General features: G+C 72.4%; 23 protein-coding genes. 10 read left to right on the forward strand and 13 right to left on the reverse strand.

The window, feature by feature from the left end:
- Nucleotides 1-203: 203 nt before the first annotated feature.
- Complete coding sequence (locus AB8A24_RS19790; RefSeq protein WP_328961824.1) at nucleotides 204-2519, reverse strand: ABC transporter family substrate-binding protein; 2316 nt, start codon at nucleotides 2517-2519, stop codon at nucleotides 204-206.
- 345 nt (nucleotides 2520-2864) lie between these two features.
- Here AB8A24_RS19790 and AB8A24_RS19795 point away from each other — a divergent pair, with 345 nt between their 5' ends.
- The 4 genes from AB8A24_RS19795 to AB8A24_RS19810 all read left to right on the forward strand — a co-directional run bounded on the left by AB8A24_RS19795 (nucleotide 2865) and on the right by AB8A24_RS19810 (nucleotide 6701).
- A complete protein-coding gene (locus AB8A24_RS19795) occupies nucleotides 2865-3089 on the forward strand; it encodes a hypothetical protein (RefSeq protein ID WP_030385851.1) in 225 nt (74 codons plus the stop codon).
- 102 nt (nucleotides 3090-3191) lie between these two features.
- A complete protein-coding gene (locus tag AB8A24_RS19800) occupies nucleotides 3192-4016 on the forward strand; it encodes a hypothetical protein (protein ID WP_369476896.1) in 825 nt (274 codons plus the stop codon).
- A gap of 1 nt (nucleotide 4017) precedes the next feature.
- A complete protein-coding gene (locus AB8A24_RS19805; protein ID WP_328961825.1) occupies nucleotides 4018-5934 on the forward strand; it encodes a fumarate reductase/succinate dehydrogenase flavoprotein subunit in 1917 nt (638 codons plus the stop codon).
- Nucleotides 5931-6701: a succinate dehydrogenase/fumarate reductase iron-sulfur subunit gene (locus AB8A24_RS19810; RefSeq protein WP_328961826.1), complete on the forward strand. Its 771-nt coding sequence runs from the start codon at nucleotides 5931-5933 to the stop codon at nucleotides 6699-6701. The genes AB8A24_RS19805 and AB8A24_RS19810 overlap by 4 nt, the downstream gene beginning before the upstream one ends.
- Nucleotides 6702-6794: 93 nt before the next feature.
- On the opposite strand, the gene AB8A24_RS19815 is transcribed toward AB8A24_RS19810, so the two are convergent.
- Complete coding sequence (locus AB8A24_RS19815; RefSeq protein WP_266380466.1) at nucleotides 6795-7034, reverse strand: hypothetical protein; 240 nt, start codon at nucleotides 7032-7034, stop codon at nucleotides 6795-6797.
- A gap of 117 nt (nucleotides 7035-7151) precedes the next feature.
- Here AB8A24_RS19815 and AB8A24_RS19820 point away from each other — a divergent pair, with 117 nt between their 5' ends.
- The gene (locus AB8A24_RS19820; protein ID WP_369476958.1) at nucleotides 7152-9227 is read left to right on the forward strand and encodes a TPM domain-containing protein; all 2076 of its coding nucleotides are present in this window, start codon (nucleotides 7152-7154) and stop codon (nucleotides 9225-9227) included.
- Between the two features lie 38 nt (nucleotides 9228-9265).
- Entirely contained in the window at nucleotides 9266-9985 is a 720-nt protein-coding gene (locus AB8A24_RS19825) for a PspA/IM30 family protein (RefSeq protein WP_328961827.1), read from the forward strand.
- 169 nt (nucleotides 9986-10154) lie between these two features.
- Here the strand turns inward: AB8A24_RS19825 and AB8A24_RS19830 are convergent, their stop codons facing one another.
- From AB8A24_RS19830 to AB8A24_RS19855, 6 genes are all read right to left on the reverse strand, one after another.
- Nucleotides 10155-12764, reverse strand: coding sequence for a SpoIIE family protein phosphatase (locus tag AB8A24_RS19830; RefSeq protein WP_328965865.1), 2610 nt, complete (start codon nucleotides 12762-12764; stop codon nucleotides 10155-10157).
- A 208-nt stretch (nucleotides 12765-12972) separates the two neighbouring features.
- Entirely contained in the window at nucleotides 12973-13401 is a 429-nt protein-coding gene (locus AB8A24_RS19835; protein ID WP_328961828.1) for an ATP-binding protein, read from the reverse strand.
- Between the two features lie 153 nt (nucleotides 13402-13554).
- Entirely contained in the window at nucleotides 13555-13965 is a 411-nt protein-coding gene (locus AB8A24_RS19840) for a (deoxy)nucleoside triphosphate pyrophosphohydrolase (RefSeq protein WP_369476900.1), read from the reverse strand.
- Between the two features lie 39 nt (nucleotides 13966-14004).
- On the reverse strand, nucleotides 14005-14190 hold the full coding sequence (locus AB8A24_RS19845) for an SPOR domain-containing protein (protein ID WP_030764821.1): 186 nt from the start codon (nucleotides 14188-14190) through the stop codon (nucleotides 14005-14007).
- A gap of 454 nt (nucleotides 14191-14644) precedes the next feature.
- Entirely contained in the window at nucleotides 14645-15397 is a 753-nt protein-coding gene (locus tag AB8A24_RS19850) for a GntR family transcriptional regulator (protein ID WP_328961829.1), read from the reverse strand.
- Between the two features lie 136 nt (nucleotides 15398-15533).
- Nucleotides 15534-16703: a DUF4190 domain-containing protein gene (locus tag AB8A24_RS19855; protein WP_369476903.1), complete on the reverse strand. Its 1170-nt coding sequence runs from the start codon at nucleotides 16701-16703 to the stop codon at nucleotides 15534-15536.
- A 241-nt stretch (nucleotides 16704-16944) separates the two neighbouring features.
- Here AB8A24_RS19855 and AB8A24_RS19860 point away from each other — a divergent pair, with 241 nt between their 5' ends.
- The 3 genes from AB8A24_RS19860 (at nucleotide 16945) to AB8A24_RS19870 (ending at nucleotide 19994) form a co-directional block, all read left to right on the forward strand.
- A complete protein-coding gene (locus AB8A24_RS19860) occupies nucleotides 16945-18039 on the forward strand; it encodes a pyridoxal-phosphate dependent enzyme (protein WP_369476905.1) in 1095 nt (364 codons plus the stop codon).
- A 129-nt stretch (nucleotides 18040-18168) separates the two neighbouring features.
- Nucleotides 18169-18987 (forward strand): isocitrate lyase/phosphoenolpyruvate mutase family protein, encoded by an 819-nt coding sequence (locus AB8A24_RS19865; protein ID WP_369476906.1) that lies wholly within the window; start codon nucleotides 18169-18171, stop codon nucleotides 18985-18987.
- A 44-nt stretch (nucleotides 18988-19031) separates the two neighbouring features.
- On the forward strand, nucleotides 19032-19994 hold the full coding sequence (locus AB8A24_RS19870; protein ID WP_369476908.1) for an EamA family transporter: 963 nt from the start codon (nucleotides 19032-19034) through the stop codon (nucleotides 19992-19994).
- Nucleotides 19995-20025: 31 nt separating this feature from the next.
- Here AB8A24_RS19870 and AB8A24_RS19875 read toward each other — a convergent pair whose 3' ends face one another.
- The 4 genes from AB8A24_RS19875 to AB8A24_RS19890 form a co-directional block, all read right to left on the reverse strand.
- Complete coding sequence (locus AB8A24_RS19875; protein WP_328961834.1) at nucleotides 20026-20817, reverse strand: trypsin-like peptidase domain-containing protein; 792 nt, start codon at nucleotides 20815-20817, stop codon at nucleotides 20026-20028.
- Nucleotides 20814-21827, reverse strand: coding sequence for an alpha/beta hydrolase-fold protein (locus tag AB8A24_RS19880; protein WP_328961835.1), 1014 nt, complete (start codon nucleotides 21825-21827; stop codon nucleotides 20814-20816). Before AB8A24_RS19880 ends, AB8A24_RS19875 begins: the two co-directional genes overlap by 4 nt.
- A 232-nt stretch (nucleotides 21828-22059) precedes the next feature.
- Entirely contained in the window at nucleotides 22060-23070 is a 1011-nt protein-coding gene (locus AB8A24_RS19885) for an alpha/beta hydrolase-fold protein (RefSeq protein ID WP_328965866.1), read from the reverse strand.
- A gap of 396 nt (nucleotides 23071-23466) precedes the next feature.
- Nucleotides 23467-23904 carry a MarR family winged helix-turn-helix transcriptional regulator gene (locus tag AB8A24_RS19890; RefSeq protein ID WP_266380497.1) on the reverse strand — a complete coding sequence of 146 codons (438 nt, stop codon included), beginning with the start codon at nucleotides 23902-23904 and terminating at the stop codon, nucleotides 23467-23469.
- 79 nt (nucleotides 23905-23983) lie between these two features.
- On the opposite strand from AB8A24_RS19890, the gene AB8A24_RS19895 reads away from it, so the two are divergent.
- Entirely contained in the window at nucleotides 23984-25024 is a 1041-nt protein-coding gene (locus AB8A24_RS19895; protein WP_369476911.1) for an SMP-30/gluconolactonase/LRE family protein, read from the forward strand.
- Between the two features lie 6 nt (nucleotides 25025-25030).
- Here the strand turns inward: AB8A24_RS19895 and AB8A24_RS19900 are convergent, their stop codons facing one another.
- Complete coding sequence (locus tag AB8A24_RS19900) at nucleotides 25031-26230, reverse strand: FAD-dependent monooxygenase (protein WP_328961837.1); 1200 nt, start codon at nucleotides 26228-26230, stop codon at nucleotides 25031-25033.
- Between the last annotated feature and the right edge of the window lie 80 nt (nucleotides 26231-26310).

Raw genomic sequence — 26310 nt, forward strand, 5'->3', positions numbered from 1 at the left:
CAAGAGGCCGGATGCATGAGTGCGGCCGAGGGTTGCGTGGGGTGCCCCGACCGCTGTTCCGACCGGTATTCACGCGGGTCAACGGGTATGCACGACCTTGCCCGCCGGGGGATCCGGCGGGCAAGGGACTTGAGTCACATCTGAGCTTGTGACCCTGCGGTCAACCAGACAGGCACCGCTTTGTCACCACTTCTTCTCCCCCGCTACTTCTTCTTGTCCTTCGCGGTGGGCGCCTTCTTCCAGCCGATGTCCTGGTAGCGGGGAGCGCCGAGGCCGAACGCGCCCGCGTTGGCCAGGCCCGGCTTGACCGCCACCAGCTCGGGACGCTGGAAGAGGGGGATGGAGCCGGCCGCGGCCCAGATCCGGGCGTCGGCCTTGCGCATCAGCTCACGGGACCGGTCCTCGTCCAGCTCGCCGACCGCCTGGTCGAAGAGCTGGTCGATGTGGTCGGTGCCGACCCGTGTGTAGTTCTGTTCGACGAGGAGCGAGCCGTCCGCGGCCGGCTCCGGCTTGGCGAAGATGGGCCGGGCGTCGGTGGCCGGGTAGGCCGTCGCGGGCCAGGAGTACAGGGCCAGGTCGTACTGCCCGGAGGCGATGTGGTCCTTGAAGAAGCTGTCGTCGGCCACCTTGATCGTCTCGGTGTTCACACCGACCTTGCGAAGCATCCCGGCGATCCGCTCGCCGACCGTGCGCAGGGACTCCGAGCCGGGGCCCGCCGGGAGGACGAACCGCAGCGAGAGCGCCTTGCCGTCCTTGGCGAGCATGCCGCCGGAGGTGCGGACGGGCTGCTTGGCGGGTGCCGGGGCCGGGGAGGCCTTGGCGGGGTCGACCTCGTCGCGGGCCGGGACGCCCTTGGCGTCGTCGATGCTCTCCGCCGTGGCGGCCCGGGCGACCTGGGCCGCCTGGGCGAGCAGGGACGCCTCCTGCTGGGCGCCGAAGGGGGCGGGGGCGAGCACCGGGGACGGCCCGTCCTGGGTGCCCTCCGGGGCGGTGTCGCCCTTCGCCCGGTCCTCGGTCGCCGAGCGCGGGTCGCCGTTGGCTCCGTCGTCCTGGCCCACGATGTAGAGCCCGTCGTTGCCGGTGCCCGGGCCCGACGGGGTCTTCGAGTCGTCCTGCTGCTCGCTCTCCGGGCCGGCCTTGGCGCCCGCCGGCTCGGTGATCTTGCCGCCCTTGCGCCAACCCGCGTCCGTGAGCAGGGCCTGGGCCGCGTGGGTGTCCTGGCCGCCGAGCGCGTCGCTGTTGTCGGCGTACGCCCGCTGCCCGGCCAGGGCCAGGTGGCTGCCGACCGGCTTCGCGGGCAGGCCGAGCGGCTTCAGTACGACCTCGGCCAGCGCCTTGCGGTCCAGGGCCCGGGCCACCGCCCGGCGCACCCGCTCGTCCGCCAGCGGGCCGGAGGCCCCGTTCATCGCGAGCTGGGTGTAGGTGGGCTCCAGGGACTTGCGGACGGTGAAGGCCTTCAGGGCCGTCTGCTCCTCGGCGTACCGCTTGACCGAGTCGAGGTGCTTCTGGCGGCTCTCCGTCTCCGCCGCGGCCTTCTCCTCGTCCACCCCGAAGGCGGTCGCCCACGACAGCGTGGCCTCCGCCGGGGTCAGCGCGGCTCCCGGGCCGTGGGCCGGCGCGCCGCCCGCGCCCGGGCCGTTCTTGCCGGCCGCGTCGCGGCGGGCCAGTGCGATCCGGTCGGCCCCGGCCCGGTCGATCTCCGCCAGATCGAGCTTGCCGGCCGCCAGCGCCGCCGGGCGCTCGGCCCGCGGCACCGCCGTCAGGACCAGCGTGTCCAGCTTGGCCGGGCGGCCCCACCAGCGCGCGTTGCGGGTCAGGGCGGCGGTACCGGTCTTCTTGTCGATCGCGCCCAGCCCGAAGGGCCCGGCGGTGATCTTCAGCGCGCCGCGGGCGCCCTCGTTGAAGGCGTCCGGGGTGCCGGTGACCTGCTTGGGGTAGAGCGGGGTGAAGAGCGAGCGCCAGTCGGCGTACGGCTTGTTGAAGGTGACCCTGACCTCCAGGTCGGTCTTGCCCTTCTCGATCTTCTCGATGCGGTCGTAGCCGGCGTTGCGCGCCGTCCAGTACGCGGAGTCCTTGCCGTTCAGGGCCCGCCACTGCGCCACGAAGTCGGCGGCGCCGATCTCGCGCCCGTCGCTCCACACCGCCTTCTGGTTCAGCTTGTACTGGACGACCTGCTTCGGCTCCCGCTCGATGATCTCGGCCTTCTCCAGGTAGTCCGGGTTGGCCACCGGCCGGCCCTTGGCGTCCAGCACGAAGAGCTGGGGCAGCACGGCGCCGGCGATCCTGTTGGTGGTGGCGTCCGCGTCGGCCTGGAAGGTGTTGAGGGTGTCCGGGAGGGTGTCCACCGCCCAGCGCAGCACACCCCCGTCCGCGACCTTGTCGCGGGTGGTCGTCGCGATGTCCTGTCCTGCGGCGGCCTGACCGCCCTCGTCGTCACCCGCGCCGCAGCCCGTGAGCAGCGGCAGTGCGAGGACTCCCGAGGTCAGGAGCGCCAAGGACCTGCGCCTTCTCTGGGACATGGGTGGTACCTCCGGGGCGGGGCGTGGGGGAAGCATGATCACGTTCGGCGGTATATGGAGCTGATCACACCGGTTGCCGGAACCCACTGAAATAGACGCTCCGCCGCACCCCCCGCACCCGCCTCTCGCCACGCCGCGAACCCCACCCGTGCGGACCAATCCCGCTTGCGCGGCGAGAGGCGTTCCCCCGGGAGAGGGATGACAATGGGGGGCAGGGAGGGGCGCACGATTCACGCCTGCGCGCCCGCAATCGCTGCACGTCCCTTCACACGGGGGACGGGAAGCGCGACACTCGCAGGCGCACATGAGCGTTGCCACCGCACCTGGCGGAAGTGAGGGCAAATCATGTCCCTGCAAGACGATCTGAGTGCCGTACGGCGCAACCTGGACGAGCTGACGCGCAAGGTCGAGCGGCTGGAACAGCAGGCCGCACGGCAGAAGCCGTCGACGACGGCGGCCGGTCCGGACCCGTCCCGGATGGTGACGGTCCCGGACACCCCGTACGACAGCTCCCTGTGGACGGACTCCGACGACGAGGGCCTGGGCGCCCGCGACCGCCGCGCCCCCTGAGGCAGTCCGTCACGGACACGCATCCACCCGCGCCCCGTCGGGTCCGGCCGTCCGCGGCCGGGCCGGTCGGGGCACCCCTCATCACTCCACCCGGAGTCTTCTTTGGCCACAGGCACGGAACGACCCCAGCAGCGGCCCGGCGGCGTCCACGACGCCTCACGGGCCGCGATCGCGGCCCGGCACCTGCGGACCGACCGGTGGTGGCTGGCCCCCGCCGGCACCGCGGCCGGGCTGTTCGCCTTCATCGTCTACTCGACCTGGCGGGCCTTCGCGAACGCCGACTACTACGCGGCCCCGTACGTCTCCCCCTTCTACTCCCCGTGTCTCGCGGAGAACTGCGTCCCGATGAAGGGCGGGCCCAACTGGGAGATCTTCGGCAGTTGGTGGGGCCTCTCCCCCGCCCTGCTGATCCTGATCTTCCCGCTCGGCTTCCGGCTGACCTGCTACTACTACCGCAAGGCCTACTACCGGGGATTCTGGGCCTCACCGCCCGCCTGCGCCGTCGCCGAACCGCACGCGAGGTACACCGGCGAGACCCGTTTCCCGCTGATCCTGCAGAACGCTCACCGGTACTTCTTCTACGCGGCGGTCCCGGTCGCGGGCATCCTCACGTACGACACGGTGCTGACCTTCCGCGACGAGCACTACGCCTGGGGCCACATGGGCCTCGGGACCCTGCTGTTCCTGGTCAACATCACCCTGATCTGGGCCTACACCCTGTCCTGCCACTCCTGTCGGCACATCATGGGCGGCCGGCTCAAGCACTTCTCCGAGCACCCGGTGCGCTACCGGCTCTGGGGTTGGGTCAGCCGGCTCAACGCCCGCCACATGCAGCTGGCGTGGGCCTCCCTGATCAGCGTGGCCCTGTGCGACTTCTACGTGTACCTGCTGGCGAGCGGCGCCTTCACCGACCCGAGGATCTTCTGAGATGGCTCAAGTGGAACGGCAGCAGTGGGACGTGGTCGTGGTCGGCGCGGGCGGCGCCGGACTGCGCGCCGCGATCGAGGCCCGCGAGCGCGGCGCCCGTACGGCCGTGATCTGCAAGTCCCTGTTCGGCAAGGCCCATACGGTGATGGCGGAGGGCGGGATCGCCGCCTCCATGGGCAACGTCAACGAGGGCGACAACTGGCAGGTGCACTTCCGCGACACCATGCGCGGGGGCAAGTTCCTCAACCAGTGGCGGATGGCGGAGCTCCACGCGAAGGAGGCTCCGGACCGGGTCTGGGAGCTGGAGACCTGGGGCGCGCTCTTCGACCGCACGCCCGACGGGAAGATCTCCCAGCGCAACTTCGGCGGGCACGAGTACCCGCGCCTCGCGCACGTCGGCGACCGCACCGGCCTGGAGCTGATCCGCACCCTCCAGCAGAAGATCGTCCAGCTCCAGCAGGAGGACTTCAAGGAGTACGGGGACCACGAGGCCCGGCTCAAGGTCTTCCAGGAGTGCACGGTCACCCGGGTGTTGAAGGACCGCGGCGGTCCGACGGACGGAGCGAGGGTCTCGGGGACCTTCTGCTACGAGCGCGAGACCGGCCGCTTCTTCGTGCTGGAGGCCCCGGCGGTCGTCCTCGCCACGGGCGGGATCGGCAAGTCCTTCAAGACCACCTCCAACTCCTGGGAGTACACGGGCGACGGCCACGCGCTGGCCCTGCTCGCGGGCGCGCCCCTGCTCAACATGGAGTTCGTGCAGTTCCACCCGACCGGCATGGTCTGGCCGCCGTCGGTCAAGGGCATCCTCGTCACCGAGTCCGTACGCGGTGACGGCGGGGTACTGCGCAACTCCGAGGGCAAGCGGTTCATGTTCGACTACGTCCCCGACGTCTTCAAGGAGAAGTACGCCGAGTCGGAGGCGGAGGGCGACCGCTGGTACGAGGACCCGGACAACAACCGGCGCCCGCCCGAGCTGCTGCCGCGCGACGAGGTGGCGCGGGCGATCAACTCCGAGGTGAAGGCGGGCCGCGGCTCACCGCACGGCGGGGTCTTCCTCGACGTGTCCACCCGGATGCCGGCCGAGAGGATCAAGCGGCGGCTCCCGTCGATGTACCACCAGTTCAAGGAGCTGGCGGACGTGGACATCACGGCGGAGCCGATGGAGGTGGGCCCGACCTGCCACTACGTGATGGGCGGGATCGCGGTCGACTCGGAGTCCGCCGCCACCGTCGGGGTGCCGGGGCTGTTCGCGGCCGGGGAGGTCGCGGGCGGGATGCACGGCTCGAACCGGCTCGGCGGGAACTCGCTCTCCGACCTGCTGGTCTTCGGGCGGCGGGCGGGACTGCACGCGGCCGAGTACGCCACGTCGGCGCCGCGCCCGAGCGTCGTCCAGGCGGAGGTCGACGCGGCGGCGACGGAGGCGCTGGCCCCCTTCCACGCCGCCGAGGGCGCGGAGAACCCGTACACGCTCCACCAGGAACTGCAGACGACCATGAACGACCTGGTCGGGATCATCCGGCGCGAGGGCGAGATGGCCGAGGCTTTGGAGAGGCTCGCGACCCTGCGCGTACGGGCCTCCCGGGCCGGTGTCGAGGGGCACCGGCAGTTCAACCCGGGCTGGCACCTCGCGCTGGACCTGCGGAACATGCTGCTGGTCAGCGAGTGCGTGGCCCGAGCGGCCCTGGAGCGCACCGAGAGCCGGGGCGGGCACACCCGCGAGGACTGCCCGTCGATGGAGCGCGCCTGGCGCCCGGTGAACCTGCTGTGCCGGCCGGTGGACCCGGCCCCGGTGGACCCGGCGGCCGACCGGATCACCCTGGTCCGTACCCGCACGGAGCCCATCCGCCCCGACCTGCTCGCGCTCTTCGAGAAGGAAGAGCTGGCCAAGTACCTCGCCGAAGAGGAGCTGTACGGATGAGTACGTACGACGCGAGCTTCCGGATCTGGCGGGGCGACGCGGAGGGCGGGGAACTGCGGGACTTCACCGTCGAGGTGCACGACGGGGAGGTGGTCCTGGACATCGTCCACCGGCTCCAGGCCACCCAGGCCTCGGACCTGGCGGTGCGCTGGAACTGCAAGGCCGGCAAGTGCGGCTCGTGCAGTGCGGAGGTCAACGGCCGGCCGCGGCTGATGTGCATGACGCGCATGTCGACCTTCGAGCGGTCCGAGACGATCACGGTCACCCCACTGCGTGCCTTTCCGGTCGTCCGCGACCTGGTGACGGACGTGTCCTTCAACTACGCCAAGGCGCGGGAGGTGCCGGCCTTCGTACCGCCGGCGGGGGTGGCCCCGGGCGAGTACCGGATGCAGCAGATCGACGTGGAGCGCTCGCAGGAGTTCCGCAAGTGCATCGAGTGCTTCCTGTGCCAGGACACCTGCCATGTGGTGCGTGACCACGAGGAGAACAAGGGTGCCTTCGCCGGTCCGCGGTTCCTGATGCGGGTGGCGGAGCTGGACATGCACCCGCTGGACGCGGCGGCGGAGGCGGGCCTGGACCGCAAACGCACCGCGCAGGAGGAGCACGGGCTCGGCTACTGCAACATCACCAAGTGCTGTACGGAGGTCTGCCCGGAGGGCATCAAGATCACGGACAACGCGCTGATCCCGCTGAAGGAGCGGGCGGTGGACCGTAAGTACGACCCCCTGGTCTGGCTGGGGAACAAGATCGGACGCCGGCGGGGCTGACGGCCTGCCCCGGGCCCCCTCGGGAGGGCCCGGGGTCGGCGTCCGGCGTCCGGCGTCCGGCGTCCGGCGTCCGGCGTCCGGCGTCCGGCGGGGTCAGCGCCCGGAGTGGTCGATGACGTTGCCGTTGGAGCAGTTGTTCGCGTGGTCCCCCACCCAGTCGCCGAGGACGGGGACCACGGCCACCTCCTGGAGGCAGACGGCGGCCGCGGTGAAGTTCCAGTTGTTGGCCGCGTTCACCCCGCCGCCGAAGTTGCTGTCGTTGTCGGCGTGGGCGGGCGTGGCGAGGGCGAGCGCGGCCACGGTGAGCGCGGCGGCGGAGATGATCTTCTTCATGGGCTGCCAACGAGCCGTCGGCGGGCCGGTCACGGACGATGACTCCGAATGCGCGGCCACGAAAGCCCCCATACCCTCCCAATTGTGATTCCGCCGAGAAGCAGGCCGCGCCGCAGGATGTTCGTACGGGCCGGGCTCGCCCTGGCGGCCGGGCTGCTCGCGGTCGGCGGCGGGGGCGCGGCCGGGGCGACGCCCGCGTGGGCCGAGGATCCCGTCACCCTGTCCCAGCAGGGGCAGATCACCGACCGCGTGGGGGCCCTGGGCGACCGGCAGGGGGCCGTCACCGCGGCGCTCGACAAGCTGTACGCCGACCGGAAGATCCAGCTCTTCGTCGCCTACGTACGGGACTTCTCCGGGCGCTCCCCCCAGAGCTGGGCCGACGCCACCGCCCAGCGCAACGGCCTCGGCCAGAACGACGTCCTGCTGGCCGTGGCGACCGGGGCCCGCCAGTACGCCTATTCGGCCGATGTCGACTCCGGTTTCACCGAGCAGCAGCTGGCCACCGTCGCGCAGACCGCCATCGAGCCCGCCCTGCGGCAGAACGACTGGGCGGGCGCCGCCATCGGCGCGGCCAACGGCTACAACGCCGTCCTCGGTGGTCAGCCGATCCCCGTGCCCACCATCACCCCCGGACCGGCGAATCCCGGCGGCAAGGCGGACGGGGAGAGCGGGGCCGGGGACTTCGTGCTCCCGGTGATCGCCGTCGGCGCGGCCGGGGCGCTCGCGGCGTACACGTACACCCGCCGCAAGCGCAAGGACGCCGCCGGTGGCGGGCGCGGTACGACCACCGGGCCGGGCTGGCCCGAAGGGGCGCCGGACCGGCTCCCGCTGCCGGAGCTGGACTCCAGGGCCAAGGCCCTGCTGGTGGAGACCGACGACGCGGTCCGCACCAGCACCGAGGAACTCGGTTTCGCCTCGGCCCAGTTCGGCGAGGAGGCGGCCCGCCCGTTCGTCGCGGCCGTGGAATACGCCAAGGACGAGCTGACGCACGCCTTCCGGCTGCGTCAGCAGCTCGACGACGCCTACCCGGAGGACGACGCGACCCGGCGGCGGATGCTGGACGAGATCGTCGCCCGGTGCGCCGAGGCGAACGGGCGGCTGGACGCCGAGTCGGCGGACTTCGACCGGCTGCGGGACCTGGAGAAGAACGCCCCGCAGGCGTTGGCGAGCGTGGAGCAGAGCTATCTGGAGCTGACGGGGCGCGCGAGCACCGCCGAGGCGACCCTGACCGCGCTGGCCCGGCGGTACGCGGACTCGGCGTCCGCGCCCATCGCCTCCAACGCCGAACAGGCCAAGGACCGGCTGCTGTTCGCGGCGACCAACCTGGGCCTGGCCCACGCGGCCCTCGACGCGGGCGAGAAGGGCACGGGGGCCGTGCACGTACGGGCCGCCGAGGGCGCGGTGGACCAGGCGGCGACCCTGGTGGACGCGGTCGAGCGGCGGGCGCAGGAGCTGGCGGAGGCGGCCGGGAAGCTGCCCGGCGCGCTGACCGAGACGGACACCGACCTCGCGGACGCCCGCGGGCTGCTCACCGGAACGGCGGAGGGCACCTCGACGGCGGACCTGCGCGGACGGATCGGCCGGGCCGAGGCCGTACTGGCCGACGTACGGCGGGAGGAGGCGGCCGGCCGGTACGACCCGATCGACGCCCTGCGCCGGATCGAGGAGGCCGACGCGGCCCTCGACGAGGCGCTGGCCGGGGCGCGGGAGCGGGAGTCGGGGCGGCAGCGGGCGGTGGCCCTGCTCGACCAGGCCATGCTCGCGGCGCGCAGCGCGATCGGCGCGGCGACGGACTACATCACCACCACCCGGGGTGCGGTGGGCAGCCAGGCCCGGACCCGGCTGGCGGAGGCGGGCCGGCACCTGGAACGGGCGGTGTCCCTGACGGAGGCCGACCCGGCGGGGGCGCTCGCGGAGGCCCAGCGCGCGGATGCGCTGGCGCGGGAGGCGCAGCAGCTGGCGGAGCAGGACGTACGCGCGTACCAGGACCCGTACGCGGGCCGGCGGCACGGCGGCGGCCAGGGCGGTGCCGTACTGGGCGGGATCATCCTGGGCGAGATCCTGCGGGGCGGCCGGGGCGGCGGGGGCTTCGGGGGCGGCGGCGGGGGCTTCGGCGGTGGGGGCGGCAGCGGTCCCGGCTCCTTCGGGGGCGGCGGAACCCGCGGCCGCATGGGCGGCGGCGGCCGCTTCTGAACTGCACACACATCGTCCCTGACCAGGAGAGACCCATCATGAGCAAGCAGACCGTCCTCGGCCGCGTCACCCAGCTCGCCAAGGCCAACATCAACGCGCTGCTGGACCAGGCGGAGGACCCGCAGAAGATGCTGGACCAGCTGATCCGCGACTACACGAACAACATCTCGGAGGCGGAACAGGCGGTCGCGACGACGATCGGCAACCTGCGGATGCTGGAGGCGGACCACACGGAGGACGTGGAGGCGGCCGCCGAGTGGGGCGGCAAGGCCCTGGCGGCGAGCAGGAAGGCGGACGAGCTGCGGGCGGCGGGCTCGGCGGCGGACGCCGACAGGTTCGACAACCTCGCGAAGGTGGCGCTGGGCCGGCAGCTCCGGTCGGAGAAGGAGGCGAAGACGGCGGAGCCGACGATCGCCGCCCAGACGGAGGTCGTCGACAAGCTCAAGTCGGGTCTGGACGCGATGCGGAACAAGCTGACGGAGCTGCAGGGCAAGCGCGACGAGCTGGTGGCCCGGGCCAAGACGGCCCGAGCCCAGAACACGATGTTGGACGCGGTGAAGAACATCGACGTCATGGACCCGACGAGCGACCTGGCCCGCTTCGAGGAGAAGGTGCGGCGGGAGGAGGCGATGGCGCTCGGCAAGCAGGAACTGGCGGCGTCCTCCCTGGACGCCCAGTTCGAGGCCCTGGACGACCTCGGCAAGTCCTCGGAGGTCGAGGCCCGCCTCGCCGCCCTCAAATCCGGCAAGGCCGCCTAGGCCGTCTCTTTCGGATCTTGTCGCCCGGCAAGATCCGGAAGAGACGGCCTGGGTCGGGGCCAGGATTCCCGCCCGCCGCTCCACGACCGGCGTCGGTGACAGCCGCCCCGCCCGACCGGGGGGCGGCCACCACGTGCTGTCGGCCCCTGCCCCGGCGGGCGGGAGGTGCTCAGCCGTACATGCTCAGCAGCTGCTCCGCCGAGAGTTCGGCGACGGCCTCCGATGCCGCGCCGGGCAGCGGGAGTTCGAACCAGACCGTCTTGCCGCGGTGGGTGCGGCGCGTGCCCCAGCCCGCCGACAGCAGGCCGACCAGCTGGAGGCCTCGGCCGCCCTCGTCGGTGTCACGGGCGCGGCGGCGGCGGGGCTGGACCAGGTTCGCGTCCCAGACCTCGCAGACCAGTGTGCGGTCCAGCAGCAGCCGCAGCCGGATCTCGCCCTCCCCGTACCGCAGGGCGTTGGTGACCAGCTCGCTGACCAGGAGTTCGGTCGTGTCCAGCAGGCCCTCCAGGCCCCAGGCCGGGAGCTTGGCCCGGGCCAGTTCCCGGGCCCGGCCCACCGAGCGTGCCTCGCGCGGCAGTTGCCAGTCGCCGACCGCGTCCACCGGCAGGCCCTGCACCCGTGCCATGAGCAGGGCGATGTCGTCCTCGCCGTGCCGGGTGTCGAGGGTGTTCAGCACGTGGTCGCAGACGTCCTCCAGCGGCCGGACCGGATCCGCGAGGGCCGCGCGCAGTCCGCGCAGCCCCTCCTCCAGGGGATGGTCGCGGGATTCCACGAGCCCGTCCGTGTAGAGGGCCAGCAGAGCCCCCTCCGGCAGGTCGACCTCGACCTCCTCGAAGGGTTCGCCGCCCACGCCCAGCGGCATCCCGGGCGGGACCTCCAGGAGCAGTGCGGGCCGTGAGACGCCGGCCTCGTCCGGGGGTTCGACCAGCACGGGCGGCATGTGGCCCGCGTTGGCGATGGTGCAGCGCCGCGTCACCGGGTCGTAGACCGCGTAGACGCAGGTGGCGAGGTACACCTCGGAGCGGTCCGCGTCCCGCGAGTGCAGGGCCGCCCGGGAGGCCTGCTGGGAGCCGCCGGGGGCGCCCAGGCCGCGGGCGATCTCGTCGAGCGCGGTCAGTACCTCCGCCGGTTCGAGGTCCAGCAGCGCCAGGGTCCGTACGGCGGTGCGCAGTTCGCCCATGGCGACGGCGGCCCGCAGGCCGCGGCCCATGACGTCGCCGACGACCAGCGCGGTGCGGTGCCCGGGCAGCTCGATGACGTCGAACCAGTCGCCGCCGACCTCGGTGGCCGCGTTGCCGGGCAGGTACCGGCAGGCGATGTCGAGACCGGCCGCCTCCGGGTCGCCGGGGGGCAGCAGGCTGCGCTGCAGGATCAGCGCCCGCTCGTGCTCGCGGCGGTAGAGCCGTGCGTTGTCGATGCATACGGCGGCCCGTGCGGCGAGTTCCACGGCCACCGCCCGGTCCCGTTCGCCGAAGGGTTCGCTGCCCTTGGTACGGGAGAACTGGGCGAGTCCGACGACCGTGTCGTGGGCGACCATCGGCACGACCAGCGTGGACTGGACGAGGTCCTCCGGTCCGCCGCCCTCGATCAGCCGCGTGCGTGCCGTACGCAGGGCCAGCGCGCCCGGCGAGGCGGCCGGGTAGCGGTGGATGTCGCCGACGGAGACCGGTGCGCCGGCACCCGACAGCGGGGCGTCCGAGACGGCGGAGGCGAAGGCCACCCGGCGCAGGGCGGCCGAGGGCGTCCGGGCCGGGCCCTGGCCGGGCAGGCTGGGCACGCCCGGGCCCTGGGGTCGGGCGGGCCGGTCGTCGTCGCCGAGCAGCAGCCCCTGGTAGAGGTCGACGGCGGCCAGGTCGCAGAAGCCGGGGACGGTGACGTCGAGGAGCTCGCGGGCGGTGGTCTCCAGGTCGAGGGAGTTGCCGATGCGGTGCCCGGCCTCGTTGAGGAGGGCGAGGTTGCGCCGGACCCCGGCGGCCTCGCGGGCGGCGAGGTGGCGGCGGGTGACGTCGGTGCCGATGCCGGCGACGCCGATGGGGCGGCCGCTGCCGCCGTGGACGCGGTAGAGGTTGATGGACCAGTGGCGGTTCTCGCGGCTGCCGGGCGCGGCACCGGTGATCCGCAGGTCGGTGACCGAGTCGCCGGTGTCCAGCACCCGGCGCAGGGCTTCGGTCATCCGGTCGGCCTCGTGCGCGGGCAGGTAGTCGTGCACGGTCCGGCCGCGGTGCTCCTCGGCGGCGCCCCCGAAGACGGTGGCGAACCGGCGGTTGGCCCGCTGCACGGTGAGGTCCGTGCCGAAGAGCAGGAAGCCGAAGGGAGATTGGCCGAATATCGCCTGTGAGGCCGCCAAGTCGGATTCGATCCGGCGCAACGCGCGTACGTCGACGACGACACACAGCGCGGCCCGTTCGGCGGTCGCCGTCTGGGTGGGCATCACATAGATCTCGGCCACGCCGTGCGCGCCGTTCCCGCCCGGGATCCGGAAGGGGATCAGGCCGGTCCACTCCTTGCCGTCGAGGATCTCGGCGACCTTGCGGTGCGCGTCGGGACGCAGCTCGGGCGGCATGAAGGCGTCGACCGGGTCGCGACCCACGGCCTGGGACGCGCTCAGCCCGAACAGTTCCTCGGCGCGCAGGCTCCACTGGTCGATGAACCCGTCGGGTCCGATCGAGAAGGAGGCGACCTTTATGTAGTCATATATCGAGCCAGGCGGACTGCTGTGCCACAGGGCGTCGTGCCATGTCTCTCGCGGCACGTCGGTCTGATGTGCCTGCGCAGGTATCTCGCTCACGCGACCGTCCCCTCCAGCTCACCGCAACCGGACCGGCCATGACCGAAGTATTCAGCACCACGGCCCCGGACGGCACGGCGTTCACGATCACAGCACGGTCTCGATGATTTCGAGCCATGTCGCGCGATCTCCCCCGCGTCCTTCCCCCGGCTGTCGCCGGGAGGCGTTCCCCAGAGGTCACACGCCACCGTTCACCTTGTTACTCACCAGGAAGAGCCAACTCGAACCACACAGTCTTGCCCGATTTCCCGTGGCGGGTCCCCCAGCGCTGCGAGGAGACGGCGACCAGGTGCAGGCCACGGCCCCCCTCGTCGTCATGGTCCGCGACCCGCTCGCGGGGCGGATCCGGAAGCGGATCGGAAACCTCCACGAGCAGTGCGGGGCCGGCCGCGGAGCTGTCGGCGGCCGGATTGCGCCGTTCCAGACGGACGCCGATGGGGCCGGAGGCGTACCGCAGGGAATTGGTGACGAGCTCGCTGACCAGCAGGACGGTCACATCGCCGACGGCTTCCAGGCCCCAGTCGTGCAAGGCGCCGCGGACGGCGTGGCGGGCGGTGCGGACGGCACCGGGCTCCGCGGGGAAGGCCCACTCGGCGCACTCACCGTCTGTGTCGATCACGCCGATCACTTCCCGGGCCAGCAGCGACCCCAGTCCGGTTCGTCGGGGACGAAAGGGGGACGAGATAGGGATTAATAGCGACATACCCGATATTTGGGGCGTCGTACCACTCGATCCCCGCCCACCGGCGCACTGTGGCGCAGACGGCCTAGACCGGGAGCCTCACGCGCCCCCGCCGCCGTCCTGGCACAGCCGGCGCCCGGCCTCGGCGACCGCGGGCCGGTCCTGGTCCAGCCAGTCCACCGACTCCAGCTCCTCCGGCCCGAGCCAGCGCAGCTCGTCGTGGTCCTCCAGCGGGGCGGGCACTCCGGAGAGCAGTCGGGCGGTCCACACGTGCAGGACGAGGCCGGGCCGCAGCGGCCACTCCCCCGGGATCCGCTCCAGCGGCTCGGCCTCGACGCCGAGCTCCTCGCGCAGTTCGCGCACCAGCGCGTCGGGGACGGACTCACCCGGTTCGGCCTTCCCGCCCGGCAGCTCCCAGCGTCCGGCGAGTTCGGGCGGTGCGCTGCGGCGGGCGGCCAGCAGGCGCCCCTCATGACAAAGGGCTCCGCCCACGACCACTCGTACCGTCATGGGCGGAGCCTATGTCAGCGTCGCGGGGCGCTGCGACGCTCAGTTCATCGTGGCGGTCCGACCGATCCGCTCGACCCAGTAGAGCTGCTTGTGTCCTCGGTCCTCGAGGCTGTCGGCGACCTTCTGGGCCTCGGCCCGGGTGGCGTACCGGCCCACCCGGTAGCGGTTGCCGTTGTCGTCCTCGCGTATGACCAGCCACGGAAGCAGGGCACCGCTGTCGTTCATTGCGTTTCACCCTCCGCCGACGTACCTGTCCGGGAAACCGCATTGCGCATATGCCCGAGCTTACGCCCGACCTTTACGGAGCGGATACGGTTTTTCACGAAGAGGTACCTCACAGGCGTACGCATCCGGCCATGCGTACGACTGGGCCGTGCGCGCCGGTTCGAACGGGGCGCACCGGCGGCCGGGGCGGGACCGCCGCGCCGTCGGGCGGCGGGCATCCGCGCAGGTGGCGCCGAGGAAGCGGCGGGGTGTCCGGAGCGGTCCGGGCCGCGGCGCGGGGGAAGGGGGTCCCGGCATACGGACCGAACGGTCCGAGGACGCCCGGGGCCGGGAGGGCGCGGGCGCCCGCCATCGCGCCGAAACCCGCCGGGTCGCCGGCGTCCGGTCGGGCGCGCGTGAACCCCCGGACGCCGCCCGGGGGTTGATGTCGCGAAGGAGGGAGCGGAGGGGACGGCTACCTCACCGGGAGGTGGTACGCCAGGCGGTAGCGGTCCGCCGGGACCACCACGTCGGCGGTCTCCACGGCCCGGCCGGAGGCGTAGTAGGTGCGGCCGATCACCAGCACCACGTGCCCCGGCACCCCGCCGAGGAGCAGGATCTCCTCGGCCAGCCCGGGCCGTGCGCCGACCTCCTCGACCACGTTGTCCACGACGACGTCGATCGCGGCCATCCGGTCGACCACCCCGGAGCCGCCCAGCGGTCCTTCCTCCGGCAGCATCACGGGAGTCCGGCCGGTCACGGCCAGCGGCTCCCAGGAGGTCGACAGCATCATCGCCTCCCCCGCGTCGCGGAAGACGTACCGCGTCCGCATCACGCGCTCGCCCGGTTCGATGCCGAGGCGCTTCGCGATCTCGGCGGGCGCGGCGGCCTGCTCACTGCTCGACTCCCACGTGCCGCGCGCGCCCACGTCCGCCTGTTCCTGACGGAACGGAGTCGAGGCGCCGCCCGTGCGGTAGCCGGCGCGGGCGACCCGCCGCGGGACCGGCTGTTCCCGTACGTACGTGCCGGATCCGGACCGGCCCTCGACCAGACCCTCCGCCATGAGGACCTTGCGCGCCTCCAGGGCCACGGTGTCGGAGACCCCGTACTCCTCGCGGATGCGTGCCTGAGAGGGAAGCCGGGCGTGCGGGGGCAGAGAACCGTCGACGATCTTCCGTCGCAGATCCCCGGCCACGCGCAGATAGGCCGGCTGCTCACCGAAAGTCACTGGCCACTCCCATCAGGTTGACAGACAGCTACACCCTGGCAACCGACGGTTGAAGACCGCAAGCAAGGGCCAGAGTTTCACTCGAAGTGATGAAGCCAGGTCCTCAAACCCGTTACCCTGCGCTACCTCGACGCCGTCACGCCGACTCCGACGAGGGCCCCCCGTCGGACCCGCCGTCCCCGTCCTCCAGGTCGTCCTCGATGTCCTGCAGCCACTGCGGAACCACCGTCGAAAGCCCGTACGCACCGCGCAGCGCCCGTTCCGTCTCCAAGGACATGGCGAGCTCCGCCCCGCGCCACGGCTGGTTGAAATCCTCCGGCCTCCTGGCCTGCGAGGCGCGCTGCCACTGCGTGCGCGCCGCCTCGATCTCCTTCAGCTGCGCCGCCACCGCCTTCTCCATCCCCGGCCGGGCCGCGTCCCCCTGGAGGAGCTTCGCCTCGACGCCCAGCACCGCGTGCACCTCACGCGCCCACGCCTGGTACTCCGGCAGCACGTCCTCCACGTCGCTGTCGGGAGGCCGGCTCATGACGAACTCGACGGCGTTGGCGGCCTGCAGGAAGGCCGCCTGCTCGGGCTTCAGCATCGGGGCGTCCTTGCGCAGACTGCCCCGCCACTCCTCCTCGGTCGTACCGATCACGCAGACCAGCGCCCGGTCCCCCTGGCGCCAGGACTCGCGGGAGGGCGCGTAGTAGAACATCTCCGCGTACTCGGGCAGCGCCCACGTGTCCATCGCGTACGCGTCCTGGGCCTTCCAGCACGTGTCCTCGGCCGTGCGGTCGGCCGCGCGGGACTCGGGGTCGTCCGGCACCTCCAGCACCTCGGCGGCGGTGACCTCGCCGTGGTGCACCCGCGCGCAGTCGATCCGGTACGTCACGGGCCGTTCGTCGACCAGGTCCCCGCCGGGAACGTTGAAGCAGTCACCCGCCCGCAGGTCGTCGAGGTCCGTGAGCTCGCCCTCGACGTCGGTGTATTCGCGCAGCGAGTCGAACCGGTCGTCGACGGAGTTCAGGAGCCGCTGACCGGTGAACACCAGCGCGCCGGTCATCGCCACGGACACCACCAGGCCCACGATCGCCAGGACCTTGCCCCGGTCGCCCCGCTTCGTGATCTGTACGAGGGCCGCGATGCCGAAGGCTATGCCGAGCGGCGGGAAGCACAACAGCCCGGACAGCAGCGAGGCGAGTGCGAATCCGTTGAGCGCCGGCGGCTGCTGTCCGTAACCGGGCGGCGGGGCCCAACCCCCGTGCGGGGGCGGCGGGGGCCAGGAGTGGCCCGGTCCGGGAGGAGGACTCGGCGGGTTGCTCACGGGGGCGGACTCCATCGCAGGGCGGCATCGCGGGGCGCCGCGCCGCAGCGGGCGCGAACGGATGCGCGAAATAGTACGCAGCTCAGGCGCCCGGCAGATCGGTCGCCCCCGCCGTCACGCACGGCCCGGTCGGCGCCCGCGGCTCCTGCGCCCCGGTGCGTGACACGGACCCCTGCGACGATCACCGACGCGTAACATCCGTGCCGTACACCGGCCATGACCGAGCGAAGGTGTTCCACCCATGACGCACGCACTCCCCGGCTACATCTGTTCCGAGGACGGCACCCGCGCGGACGTCCGGACCGCCCCGTGGGCGTGCCCGGTCTGTGGCGGACCCTGGGACCTCGATTTCACTCCGGACCCGACCGCGGCCCTGGAACCGGCCGCGGGACCGAACTCGCTGTGGCGGTACGGGTCCGTGCTGCCGCTTCCCGGGGCGTTCTCCGTGTCGCTGGCCGAGGGGCACACGCCAATGATCCCGCTGGCGGAGCGGATCCACGCCAAACTCGACTTCCTGATGCCCACGCTGTCCTTCAAGGACCGGGGCGCGGTGATGCTCGTGGAGCTCGCCCGGCGGCTCGCACCGCAGCGGGTCGTGGCGGACAGCAGCGGCAACGCCGGTACGGCGGTGGCCGCGTACTGCGCGCGCGCCGGACTGGCGTGCGAGATCTTCGTGCCCGAGGGCACGTCGGAGAAGAAGACGGCCCGGATGCGGGGGCACGGCGCTGCCGTCCGGGTGATCCCCGGCGGCCGCGAGGACGCCGCGCAGGCCGCCCGGGCGGCGGCGGACGCACCCGGCGTCTTCTACGCGAGCCACGTGTTCAACCCGTACTTCCTGCACGGGACCAAGACGTACGTGTACGAGGTGTGGGAGGAGTTGGGCGGCCGGCTTCCGGAGGCCCTGGTGGTCCCCGTGGGCAACGGCACCCTGCTGCTCGGGGCCGCCCTGGCCGTGGAGGAACTGGCCCGGCGCGGGGTCAGGCCGCCGGCCCTGATCGCGGTCCAGGCGGAGGCGGTGGCCCCGCTGGCGCGGGCCTTCGCGGCGGGCGCGGAGGAAGCCGCTCCGGTGGAACAGCGGCCGACCCTGGCCGAGGGGATCGCGATCCCGGCGCCGCCGCGCGCCCGCCAGATCCTGGCGGCGGTCCGCAAGTCCGGCGGCACCGTCCTGACCGTCCCGGACGACCGGCTGCGCGAGGCCCGGCGGGACCTGGCCCACCGCGGCCTGTCCGTGGAGCCGACGGCCGCCGCCTGCTGGGCCGCGGTGGGCCCGTCGGCTCCCGGGGATCCCCTGCAGGGCCGCACCGCCGTGATCCCCCTCTGCGGCGCGGGCACATAGGGGCGGCCCACCCACGCCCCGGCACCCGCACCCCGGCACTCCGGCACCCGCACCCGCGACCTGCACCGCCCCCACGTCCATGTCGGAATTCCACGAGCCCGGACGCGCCCGGTCTGATGAACTGACCCCATGACCACCCATGTTGATCTCGCCGCCCGGGCCACGGCGTTCGCGGCCCTGCACACCCCGGCCGCCCCGCTCGCCCTCGCCAACGCCTGGGACGTGGCAAGCGCCCGCATCGTCGAGGCCGCCGGCGCCCCCGCCGTCGCCACCACCAGCGCCGGCGTCGCCTGGTCCCTCGGGTCCCCCGACGGCGACGTGCTCGCCCGGGACCGGGCCCTCGACCTCGTCGCCCGTGTGGTCGACGCCGTCTCCGTGCCCGTCACCGCCGACATCGAGGGCGGCTTCGGCGCCGACCCGGCCGCCGTGGGCGAGACCGTCACCGGGGTCCTCGCCGCCGGGGCGGTCGGCATCAACATCGAGGACGGCCACCGCGACCCCGCCGAGCAGGTCGAGCGCCTGGCCGCGGCCCGCGCCGCGGCCGACGCCGCCGGGGTCCCGCTCTACATCAACGCCCGCGTCGACACCTACCTCCGGGGCTTCGGCGAGGACGCCACCCGTCTGGACGACACCCTGGCCCGCGCCGCCGCGTACCTGCGGGCCGGAGCCACCGGCGTCTTCGTGCCCGGCGTCCTCGACCCGACCACCGTCGCCGAGCTGGCCAAGGGCATCGACGCGCCCCTCAACATCCTGCTCGGCCCGGGCGCCCCGACCGTCGCCGCCTTCGGCGCCCTCGGCGTCTCCCGCGTCAGCCTCGGCTCCTGGGTGGCCGAAGCCGCGTACGCCGTGGTGCGCCGCGCCGCCGAGGAACTCCTCTCGGAGGGCACCTACGGGGCGCTCGCGCACTCCCTGCCCTACGGCGAGCTGAACGGCCTGCTCAAGGGCTGAGAAATCCGGAAGCCTGCATGGGCCAACGACCTTAGGATCCGGGCATGAGCACCTCAACTCCGGTCGACGGCAAGGCCGGCAAGGACGGCGAGGCCGCCGGGTCGGCCGCCACCCCCCTCGGCGGGATCTCGGGGGCGGTCTGGGCCGCCCTCGCCCTCGTCTACGTGGTCTGGGGCTCGACCTACCTCGGCATCCGGATCGTCGTCGAGACCATGCCGCCCTTCCTCTCCGCCGGAGCCCGGTTCATCACCGCCGGCCTGCTGCTGGCCGGGGTCGTCGCCTGCCGGTACGGTACGGCCGCGCTGCGGGCCACCCGCGCGCAGCTCGGCTCGGCGGTCCTGGTCGGCCTGCTGCTGATCCTCGGCGGGAACGGCGGTGTGGTCCTCGCCGAGACCTCGGTGCCCTCGGGCCTGGCCGCGCTGCTGGTGGCGGCGGTGCCGATGTGGGTGGTGGTGCTCCGGGCGAGCACCGGGGACCGGCCGCCGCGGCGCACCCTGGCCGGGGTGCTGGTGGGTCTCGTCGGGCTTGGGGTGCTGACCGGCCCCGGGCTCAGCGGCGCGGTGCGGCTGTCGGGGGTGCTGCTGGTCGTGGCGGCCTCGGTCCTGTGGTCACTGGGTTCGTTCACGGCGCCCCGGCTGAAGTTGCCGGCCAACCCCTTCACGGGCAGCGCCTACCAGATGTGCGCGGGCGGGATCGCCGCCGTGGTCGTCGGTCTGCTGCGCGGCGAGCACCGCGGTCTGGACCCGGCGGCGTTCTCCACCGCCTCCTGGGTGGCTCTGGGCTATCTGACGGTCGTCGGCTCGCTCGTCGGCTTCACGGCGTACGTGTGGCTGCTCCAGGCGGCTCCGCTGTCGCTGGTGTCCACGTACGCGTACGTCAATCCGGTGGTGGCCGTGGCGCTCGGCACGCTGATCCTCGACGAGGCGCTGACCTGGCCGATCGTGGTCGGCGGTGCGATCGTCGTCGCGGCGGTGGGCGTGATCGTCAGTACCGAGCGGAAGAAGTAGCGGAAGAAGCGACGGCGGCGCGGGCGCGCGCTCAGCCCCGCGCGGCCTGTTCGTACAGGGCTTTGGCGTGCTCGTCGAAGAGCGCGGCCGTGGAGTCCACGTCCGTGTCCCCGCCGCTCAGCACCCCGATCAGGTGCCCGGCCCGGTCCGGGCCGCCCCGATCGGCGATCCAGGGGCTGCCGCTGGTCCCCGTCCAGAACCCGGCGCAGCTCATGTAGAGCATGTCGGGGTCGTCCTCGTCGTGGCGGGTCTGGGTGGTGCAGGAGACGGGCTTGTTCTCCGGGTTGTGCTCGGACTCCGGGTAGCCGACGACGGTCACGTCCCGCTCGTACCCCGAGGTCCACTCGGGCTTCGGGGCCTCGGCGCCGCCGCCGACCGCGTCCTGGATGCTGCGCCCGTCCTCGTCCGGCTCGATGGTGAGGAAGGCGAAGTCGGCCGTGTCCTCGCCCCATTTCGTCCAGCGGTCGTCCACGTGGATCGACTTGACCTTCCACACGCCCAGCGGCTGGGTGCCGGCGCCCTCGCCGGAGAAGGCCGGGGCGAAGGAGAGCTCGCCGATGGCCAAGCCGTCGTGGGCCACCTCGCCCGGTTGCCCGTCCTCGCCCGCCGGGGCCACGCAGTGCGCGGCGGTGGCGACGACGTTGCCCTCGGGGCTGTCGACGACGCTCGCCGTGCACCAGTGCTCGCCGCCCGCCATGAGTACTCCGACGGTGGGGAAGGGGAGCACCGGCCGCTCGCCGGGCACCTTGAGGAACGCGACGGCGAACACCGCCACGATCCCCGCCGCGGCGGCCGCCGACGCCCCCTTCACCACCGTGCTCATCGCACGACGGGATCGGGTGTCGGTGCCTTCATCACCTTGCTGATCCACTCCAGGGAGCCCTCCCTCATACCGCGCACGTACGACTTTCCGTTGTGCTCACCATCCTGGATCACCTGCAGCGAAGTGTGCACGGGGCCCTTGCCGAAGTCGTTCATGAACTTCTCCGCCTTGTCGCGGCCGCTCTCCTTGGTGCCGATCTGGAAGTTGATGTAGACGTCCGGGCCGCCCGCCGCGATCAGCCGCCCGGCGAGCTTCTCCGGGTTGTCGGCGTCCATGGCCTCCTTGTTCCCCTGCCACAGCGGGGAGTCGGGGACGATGTCGACCCCGCTCGCGATGGCCGCCTTGAACCGGTCGGGGTGCTTGAGGACGTGCTTGAAGGCACCGAACCCGCCCGCGGAGGAGCCCATGAAGGCCCAGCCGTCGCGGGACGTGAAGGTCCGGAAATTGGCCTTCGTGAAATCCGGGATGTCTTCGACCATCCAGGTGCCCATCTTGGGCTGGCCGGGGATGTCCGAGGCGTCGAAGTGGTGCTTGGTGTCGGCGTTGTGCACCGGCATGATCAGGATGAAGGGCAGGCTGGTGCCGGCCTTGACCCCGTCGCTCACGGCCTGCTGCAGGCCGAGGCCGGGACCCGTACCCCAGTAGTTGGTGGGGTAGCCGCGCCCGCCGGGCAGGGAGATCAGGACCGGGAAGCCGCTCTTGGCGTACCTCGGGTCGTCGTACTCCTTGGGTACCCACACCCACACGTCACCCGTGAAGCCGGACTTCTTGCCGGTGAGGGTGGTGCGGCCGATCTGGGTGCCGTCCGGCAGCCGGGAGGTGCGGACGAACGAGGCCTTCGGCCCGGTCGGCATCTGCACCTCGGGCGGCACATCGGCGATCGCCCCGGCCTTCTCCTGGGTCTTGCCGAAGGCGACCGGATCCCCTATGTCCGAGAAGAGCCCGTACTGGTAGGCCGCCGTTCCGGCCCCGGCGAGGGTGAGCGCGAGCCCACCGCTGATCAGAATCATGCGCAGGCGATGGGGGCGACGGCTGCCCTCGGTCACAGGGCCGCCGTCGCCTTGCTGGTCTTGCTGCACGGTTTTTGTCCCGTTCCTTCTCCGGCGCCCACAAGGGGCGCGGGTCGGACCGATCGGTCCCCCTTACACCCTTTACAGAGGTATGAACGACGGGATGGGTTGCCTGGGACGGGGGTGACGTGGCGAGCGCCACGCGGTCGGCGGGGACGCGCCGCCGGGCCGGTCAGCCGACTTCGGGCTTCGGCCCCTTCAGGACCTTGCTGACCCACTCCAGGGAGCCTTCCTTCATGCCCCGGACGTAGTGCCAGCCGTTGTGCTCACCGTTCTGGATGTCGCGGACGGTCATCTTCACCGGTCCCTTGCCGTACTGCTGCTGGAACTTCGTCATCCGCTCCTTCCCGCTCTCCTTGGTGCCGATCTGGAAGTTGATGTAGACCTCGGGCCCCTTGGTGTCGATCAGCTTCTGGGCGAGCTTCTCCGGGTTGTTCGCGTCCATCTCCGTCTGGTGGCCCTTCCACAGCGGGGAGTCCGGAACGATCTCGCCGCCGCTGGCGATCACGGCCTTGAACCGGTCCGGGTACTGCAGGACGGTCTTCATGCCGACGAAGGCGCCGGAGGAGGAGCCCATGAAGGCCCAGCCGTCACGGGACTTGTACGTACGGAAGTTGGCCTTGACGAAGTTCGGGACGTCCTCGGCGATCCACGTGCCCATCTTGGCCTGGCCGGGTATGTCGGAGCCGTCGTAGTAGTACTTGGCGTCCGGGTTGAGCACCGGCATGATCACGACGAACGGCAGGCTGGTGCCGGCCTTGACCCCGTCGCTGATGGCCTTCTGGAGGCCGAGGCTGCGGTCGGACCAGTAGTTGTCCGGGAAGCCGTTGCCGCCGGGGAGCGCGATGAGGACCGGGAAGCCGCTCTTCGCGTACTTCGGGTCGTCGTACTCCTTGGGCGCCCACACCCATACGTCGCCCTCGAAGCCGGACTTCGCGCCGGCGAGGCGGGTCTTGGCGATGATCGTGCCGTCGTCGAGCTTGGCGGTCTGCTTGAAGCCCGACTTGGGACCGACCGGCAGAGCCACGTCCGGGTCGCCGGAGGGCGTGGCGGCGGTCGCCGGGGCGCTCGGGTCCGCCTTGCCCGTGGCCGAGGGCGGGGTGTTCTTCCCGAAGCTCACGTCCTCGCCGTTGCCGGAGAACCAGTCGAGCTTCCAGGAGACGAATCCGCCGCCGAGCAGCAGCGCGAGGGCGACGGTCGCGCCGATCCATATGCGGCGCCGGGAGCGCTTCGGCTCCGGGGTCCGGGTGGCGGCGGGCCGCTCGCCGTCGGGCTGCCGGTAGGGGTACTGCTGCGGCGGGCCCGGGTACCCGGGGAAGTCCTGGTGGCCCTGGTACTGCTCCTGGGGCGGGTACTCCTGGTACGACGGCTGCCCATCAGGCCGCGGGCGCTGCGGGTACTGGTGCACGGACTTCGCTCCGAACGGTCATGACTGCCCCCGAGGGCAGAACGGCTGTACATCCCCTGGAGGCGATCCGGCCCGACCGACAGGACACCCCCTGGTTCTGATGTACGAAACCGTCGCGTAGTTCCAAGAGCGAGCAAAGTCACGCGGGGCGCCCTCGACCGGCCGGCCGCCTCAGCGCTGGGCGTCGAGCGCCTCCGCGCACCGCCCGAGCAGTTGGATCAGCAGCTCCCGTTCCTCGCCGGTGAACGCGGCGGCGAGCGCCCGCTCCACCCGCACCGCGCCCGAGTCCGCCAGCTCCATCACCGTACGACCCTCGTCCGTGAGCCGGGTCTCCAGCACGTTGCGGTGCCATTCGTGCGGGGTGCGTTCGATGAGCCCGCGCTCCTGGAGGTTCTTCAGCACGGTGTTCATGGTCGGGGGCGTCACCCCGCACAGGCGGGCGAGCGCGGCGGCCGAGATGCCCGGCTTCTCGGCCAGCCAGAGCAGCGCGGCGTACTGCGGAACCGTTACTGCGGCCGGCTTGCACGCCGTGTTCTTCGCCGCGAGAAGCGCCTGCTCAGCACGCTTGAGGTGAGAGCCGATGCGCTCCTCGGGGGCCATGGAGGTCATGCCCGCATCCTACGGCCACCCTTGCAAGCATTAGAGCTCTAACATACATTCGCCTTCACCTGATCGATAGAGGACACCCATGAAGACGAAGTCGTTCCTGCCCGCCGGCCTCACCTCCGCCCTGACCCCCGCCCTGGCCCCCGCCGTGACCGCGGCGACGGTCATGGCCCTGACCCTCGCCCTGACGGCGGCCCCCGCACAGGCGCACGCTCCGGCCGGCGACGCCCGAATATCCACGGCCTTCGCCCTGCCCGGCGGGAAGGTCTACCCGGAGGGCATCGCCGCCGACCCCCGTACCCGCACCGTCTACGTCGGCTCGTACGCGGACGGCACCGTCTACCGGGCCCGCCCCGGCCGGGGCGAGGCCGAGGTGTTCCTGCCCTCCGGCACCGACGGCCGCCGCACGGCGAACGGCCTGCGCGTCGACGCCCTCGGCCGCCTGTGGGTCACCGACTCCACCGCGGGCGTGGCGGTCTACGACACCGCCGGCGGGTCCCGACTGGCCCACTTCGAGGTGGCCCAGGGGGCCGGCGCCCCCGCGCACTTCGTCAACGACCTGGCCTTCGCCCCGGACGGCACCGCGTACCTCACCGACAGCGTCCGCGGGGTGATCTACCGCGTGACCCCCGAACAACTGGCCGCCGGGAGCGGGACCCTGACCGCGGCCTACGACCTCACCCCGGCCCTGCGCCCCCGGCCGGGCGGGGGCTTTAGCCTCAACGGCATCGTCGCCGACCGGTCGGGCCGCTACCTCCTCACCGTCGACATGACGGCGGGCGACCTCTACCGCGTCGACCTGCGCACCGGCGCCGTCCGCCGCGTCGACCTCGGCGGCGGCGACCTGAAGGCCGCCGACGGCCTCGACCTCTCCCCCGACGGCACCCTGCGCGTGGCGCACAACATCACCAACACGCTGACCCGCTGGCAGGTCCGCGGGGACGGCACCCGGGCCCGCCTCACCCGGACGATCACGGACCCGTCCCTGCAGATCCCGACGACCCTCGTGCACACCCCGGGGCGCACGCTGGTGGTCCGTTCCCAGTTCGACAAGGGCGGCCCCATGTCCCCCGGCTCGGGGACCCCGACCACCTTCACGGTCGCCGCGGTCCGCGGTCTGTGATCCCCTTCAGTACTGCTTGAGCGTGATGGCGGTGGCGGCCCGGTGGATCGGCTCGACGGCCTTGGCCATGAGCCGGTCCTTGCCCGGGAGGCGGCCCAGCAGCGACAGCACCGCCATGGACATCCGTACCTGCCCGGCGCTGCGCAGCACCATCCGCTTGATGTTGGCCGGACCGAGCTTCTGGTTCCGCTCGACGAACGGCCGCATCTCCCGCTCGTACGCGGCCAGCGCGGCGGAGTGCCGGCCGCCGGCCGCCGCGAGCTCGCCGGCCAGGACGTACGCGCCGACCAGCGCGAGGCCGGTGCCCTGCCCCGAGGCGGGCGAGGCGCAGTAGGCGGCGTCGCCGAGCAGCACCACCCGGCCGGTGGACCAGCGGTCCATCCGGACCTGGCTGAGCGAGTCGAAGTAGAAGTCGGTGGCCCCGTCCATGCCGTCGAGCAGCCGGGGCACCTCCCAGCCCTCGGCGGCGTAGGCCTCGGCGAGCAGCCGCTGCTGGCTCGCCCGGTCGCGCCGGTCGTACTCCAGCGGTCCGGAGGCGAAGAGGAACATGGCCTTGGCGCCGTCGTCCCGGGCCGTGCTGTAGGTGAGGGCGGTGCGGCCGGGGCCCACGTAGGTGAGCTCCCAGCGGTCGAGCCCGAGGTGGTTGGGCACGCTGAAGACGCAGACGTGGTGGCCGAGGTCGTGGACGAAGCGCGCCTCGTCGCCGAAGACCAGCGCGCGGGTGGCGGAGTGCAGCCCGTCCGCGCCGACGACGAGGTCGTAGTCCTCCACGCGTCCGCTCTCGAAGGTCACCCTCGCGCGCGCTTCGCCGTTGTCGACGGCGGCGACGGCGTCGTCGAAGAGGTACTCGACCTCCCCCGCGGCCGACTCGTGGAGCAGGCGGTTCAGGTCGCCGCGCAGGATCTCGGCGTCCTCCCGCTGCCGGCCGCCGAAGGTGTCGCCGTCCATGCTCGCCACGCGTTTGCCGGCGGCGTTGACGATCGAGCCGCCCCGTACGTCCGTACGCAGCTTGCGGATCTCCTCCCGCAGCCCCATCCGGGTCACCACGTCCAGGGCCGCACCCCGGATGTCGACCTTGTAGCCGCCGTCGCGGATCGCGGGGGCCCGCTCCACCACGGTCGGCCGGAAACCGTGCGCGCGGAGCCAGTAGGCCAGCGCGGTACCGGCGATTCCGGCTCCGGATATCAGGACCCTTGCGTTCTCCATCGCGCCGGCACTCTCCTTGCGTCGCAGGCAGGGCATGTGATCACCAGATCGTGCCAACCTCGCGGCGCGCGTACCAGACG

The organism is Streptomyces sp. BF23-19 (assembly GCF_041106355.1).
Classification (GTDB): Bacteria; Actinomycetota; Actinomycetes; order Streptomycetales; family Streptomycetaceae; genus Streptomyces; species Streptomyces virginiae_A.

Coding starts and splice junctions, on each gene's coding strand:
- AB8A24_RS19840 (WP_369476900.1), bottom strand. CDS start 13,965: ATGACGGTACGAGTGGTCGTGGGCGGAGCCCTTTGTCATGAGGGGCGC.
- AB8A24_RS19815 (WP_266380466.1), bottom strand. CDS start 7,034: ATGAAGAAGATCATCTCCGCCGCCGCGCTCACCGTGGCCGCGCTCGCC.
- AB8A24_RS19805 (WP_328961825.1), top strand. CDS start 4,018: ATGGCTCAAGTGGAACGGCAGCAGTGGGACGTGGTCGTGGTCGGCGCG.
- AB8A24_RS19820 (WP_369476958.1), top strand. CDS start 7,152: ATGTTCGTACGGGCCGGGCTCGCCCTGGCGGCCGGGCTGCTCGCGGTC.
- AB8A24_RS19790 (WP_328961824.1), bottom strand. CDS start 2,519: ATGTCCCAGAGAAGGCGCAGGTCCTTGGCGCTCCTGACCTCGGGAGTC.
- AB8A24_RS19895 (WP_369476911.1), top strand. CDS start 23,984: ATGAAGACGAAGTCGTTCCTGCCCGCCGGCCTCACCTCCGCCCTGACC.
- AB8A24_RS19845 (WP_030764821.1), bottom strand. CDS start 14,190: ATGAACGACAGCGGTGCCCTGCTTCCGTGGCTGGTCATACGCGAGGAC.
- AB8A24_RS19825 (WP_328961827.1), top strand. CDS start 9,266: ATGAGCAAGCAGACCGTCCTCGGCCGCGTCACCCAGCTCGCCAAGGCC.
- AB8A24_RS19890 (WP_266380497.1), bottom strand. CDS start 23,904: ATGACCTCCATGGCCCCCGAGGAGCGCATCGGCTCTCACCTCAAGCGT.
- AB8A24_RS19810 (WP_328961826.1), top strand. CDS start 5,931: ATGAGTACGTACGACGCGAGCTTCCGGATCTGGCGGGGCGACGCGGAG.
- AB8A24_RS19900 (WP_328961837.1), bottom strand. CDS start 26,230: ATGGAGAACGCAAGGGTCCTGATATCCGGAGCCGGAATCGCCGGTACC.
- AB8A24_RS19870 (WP_369476908.1), top strand. CDS start 19,032: ATGAGCACCTCAACTCCGGTCGACGGCAAGGCCGGCAAGGACGGCGAG.
- AB8A24_RS19865 (WP_369476906.1), top strand. CDS start 18,169: ATGACCACCCATGTTGATCTCGCCGCCCGGGCCACGGCGTTCGCGGCC.
- AB8A24_RS19875 (WP_328961834.1), bottom strand. CDS start 20,817: ATGAGCACGGTGGTGAAGGGGGCGTCGGCGGCCGCCGCGGCGGGGATC.
- AB8A24_RS19860 (WP_369476905.1), top strand. CDS start 16,945: ATGACGCACGCACTCCCCGGCTACATCTGTTCCGAGGACGGCACCCGC.
- AB8A24_RS19880 (WP_328961835.1), bottom strand. CDS start 21,827: ATGATTCTGATCAGCGGTGGGCTCGCGCTCACCCTCGCCGGGGCCGGA.
- AB8A24_RS19795 (WP_030385851.1), top strand. CDS start 2,865: ATGTCCCTGCAAGACGATCTGAGTGCCGTACGGCGCAACCTGGACGAG.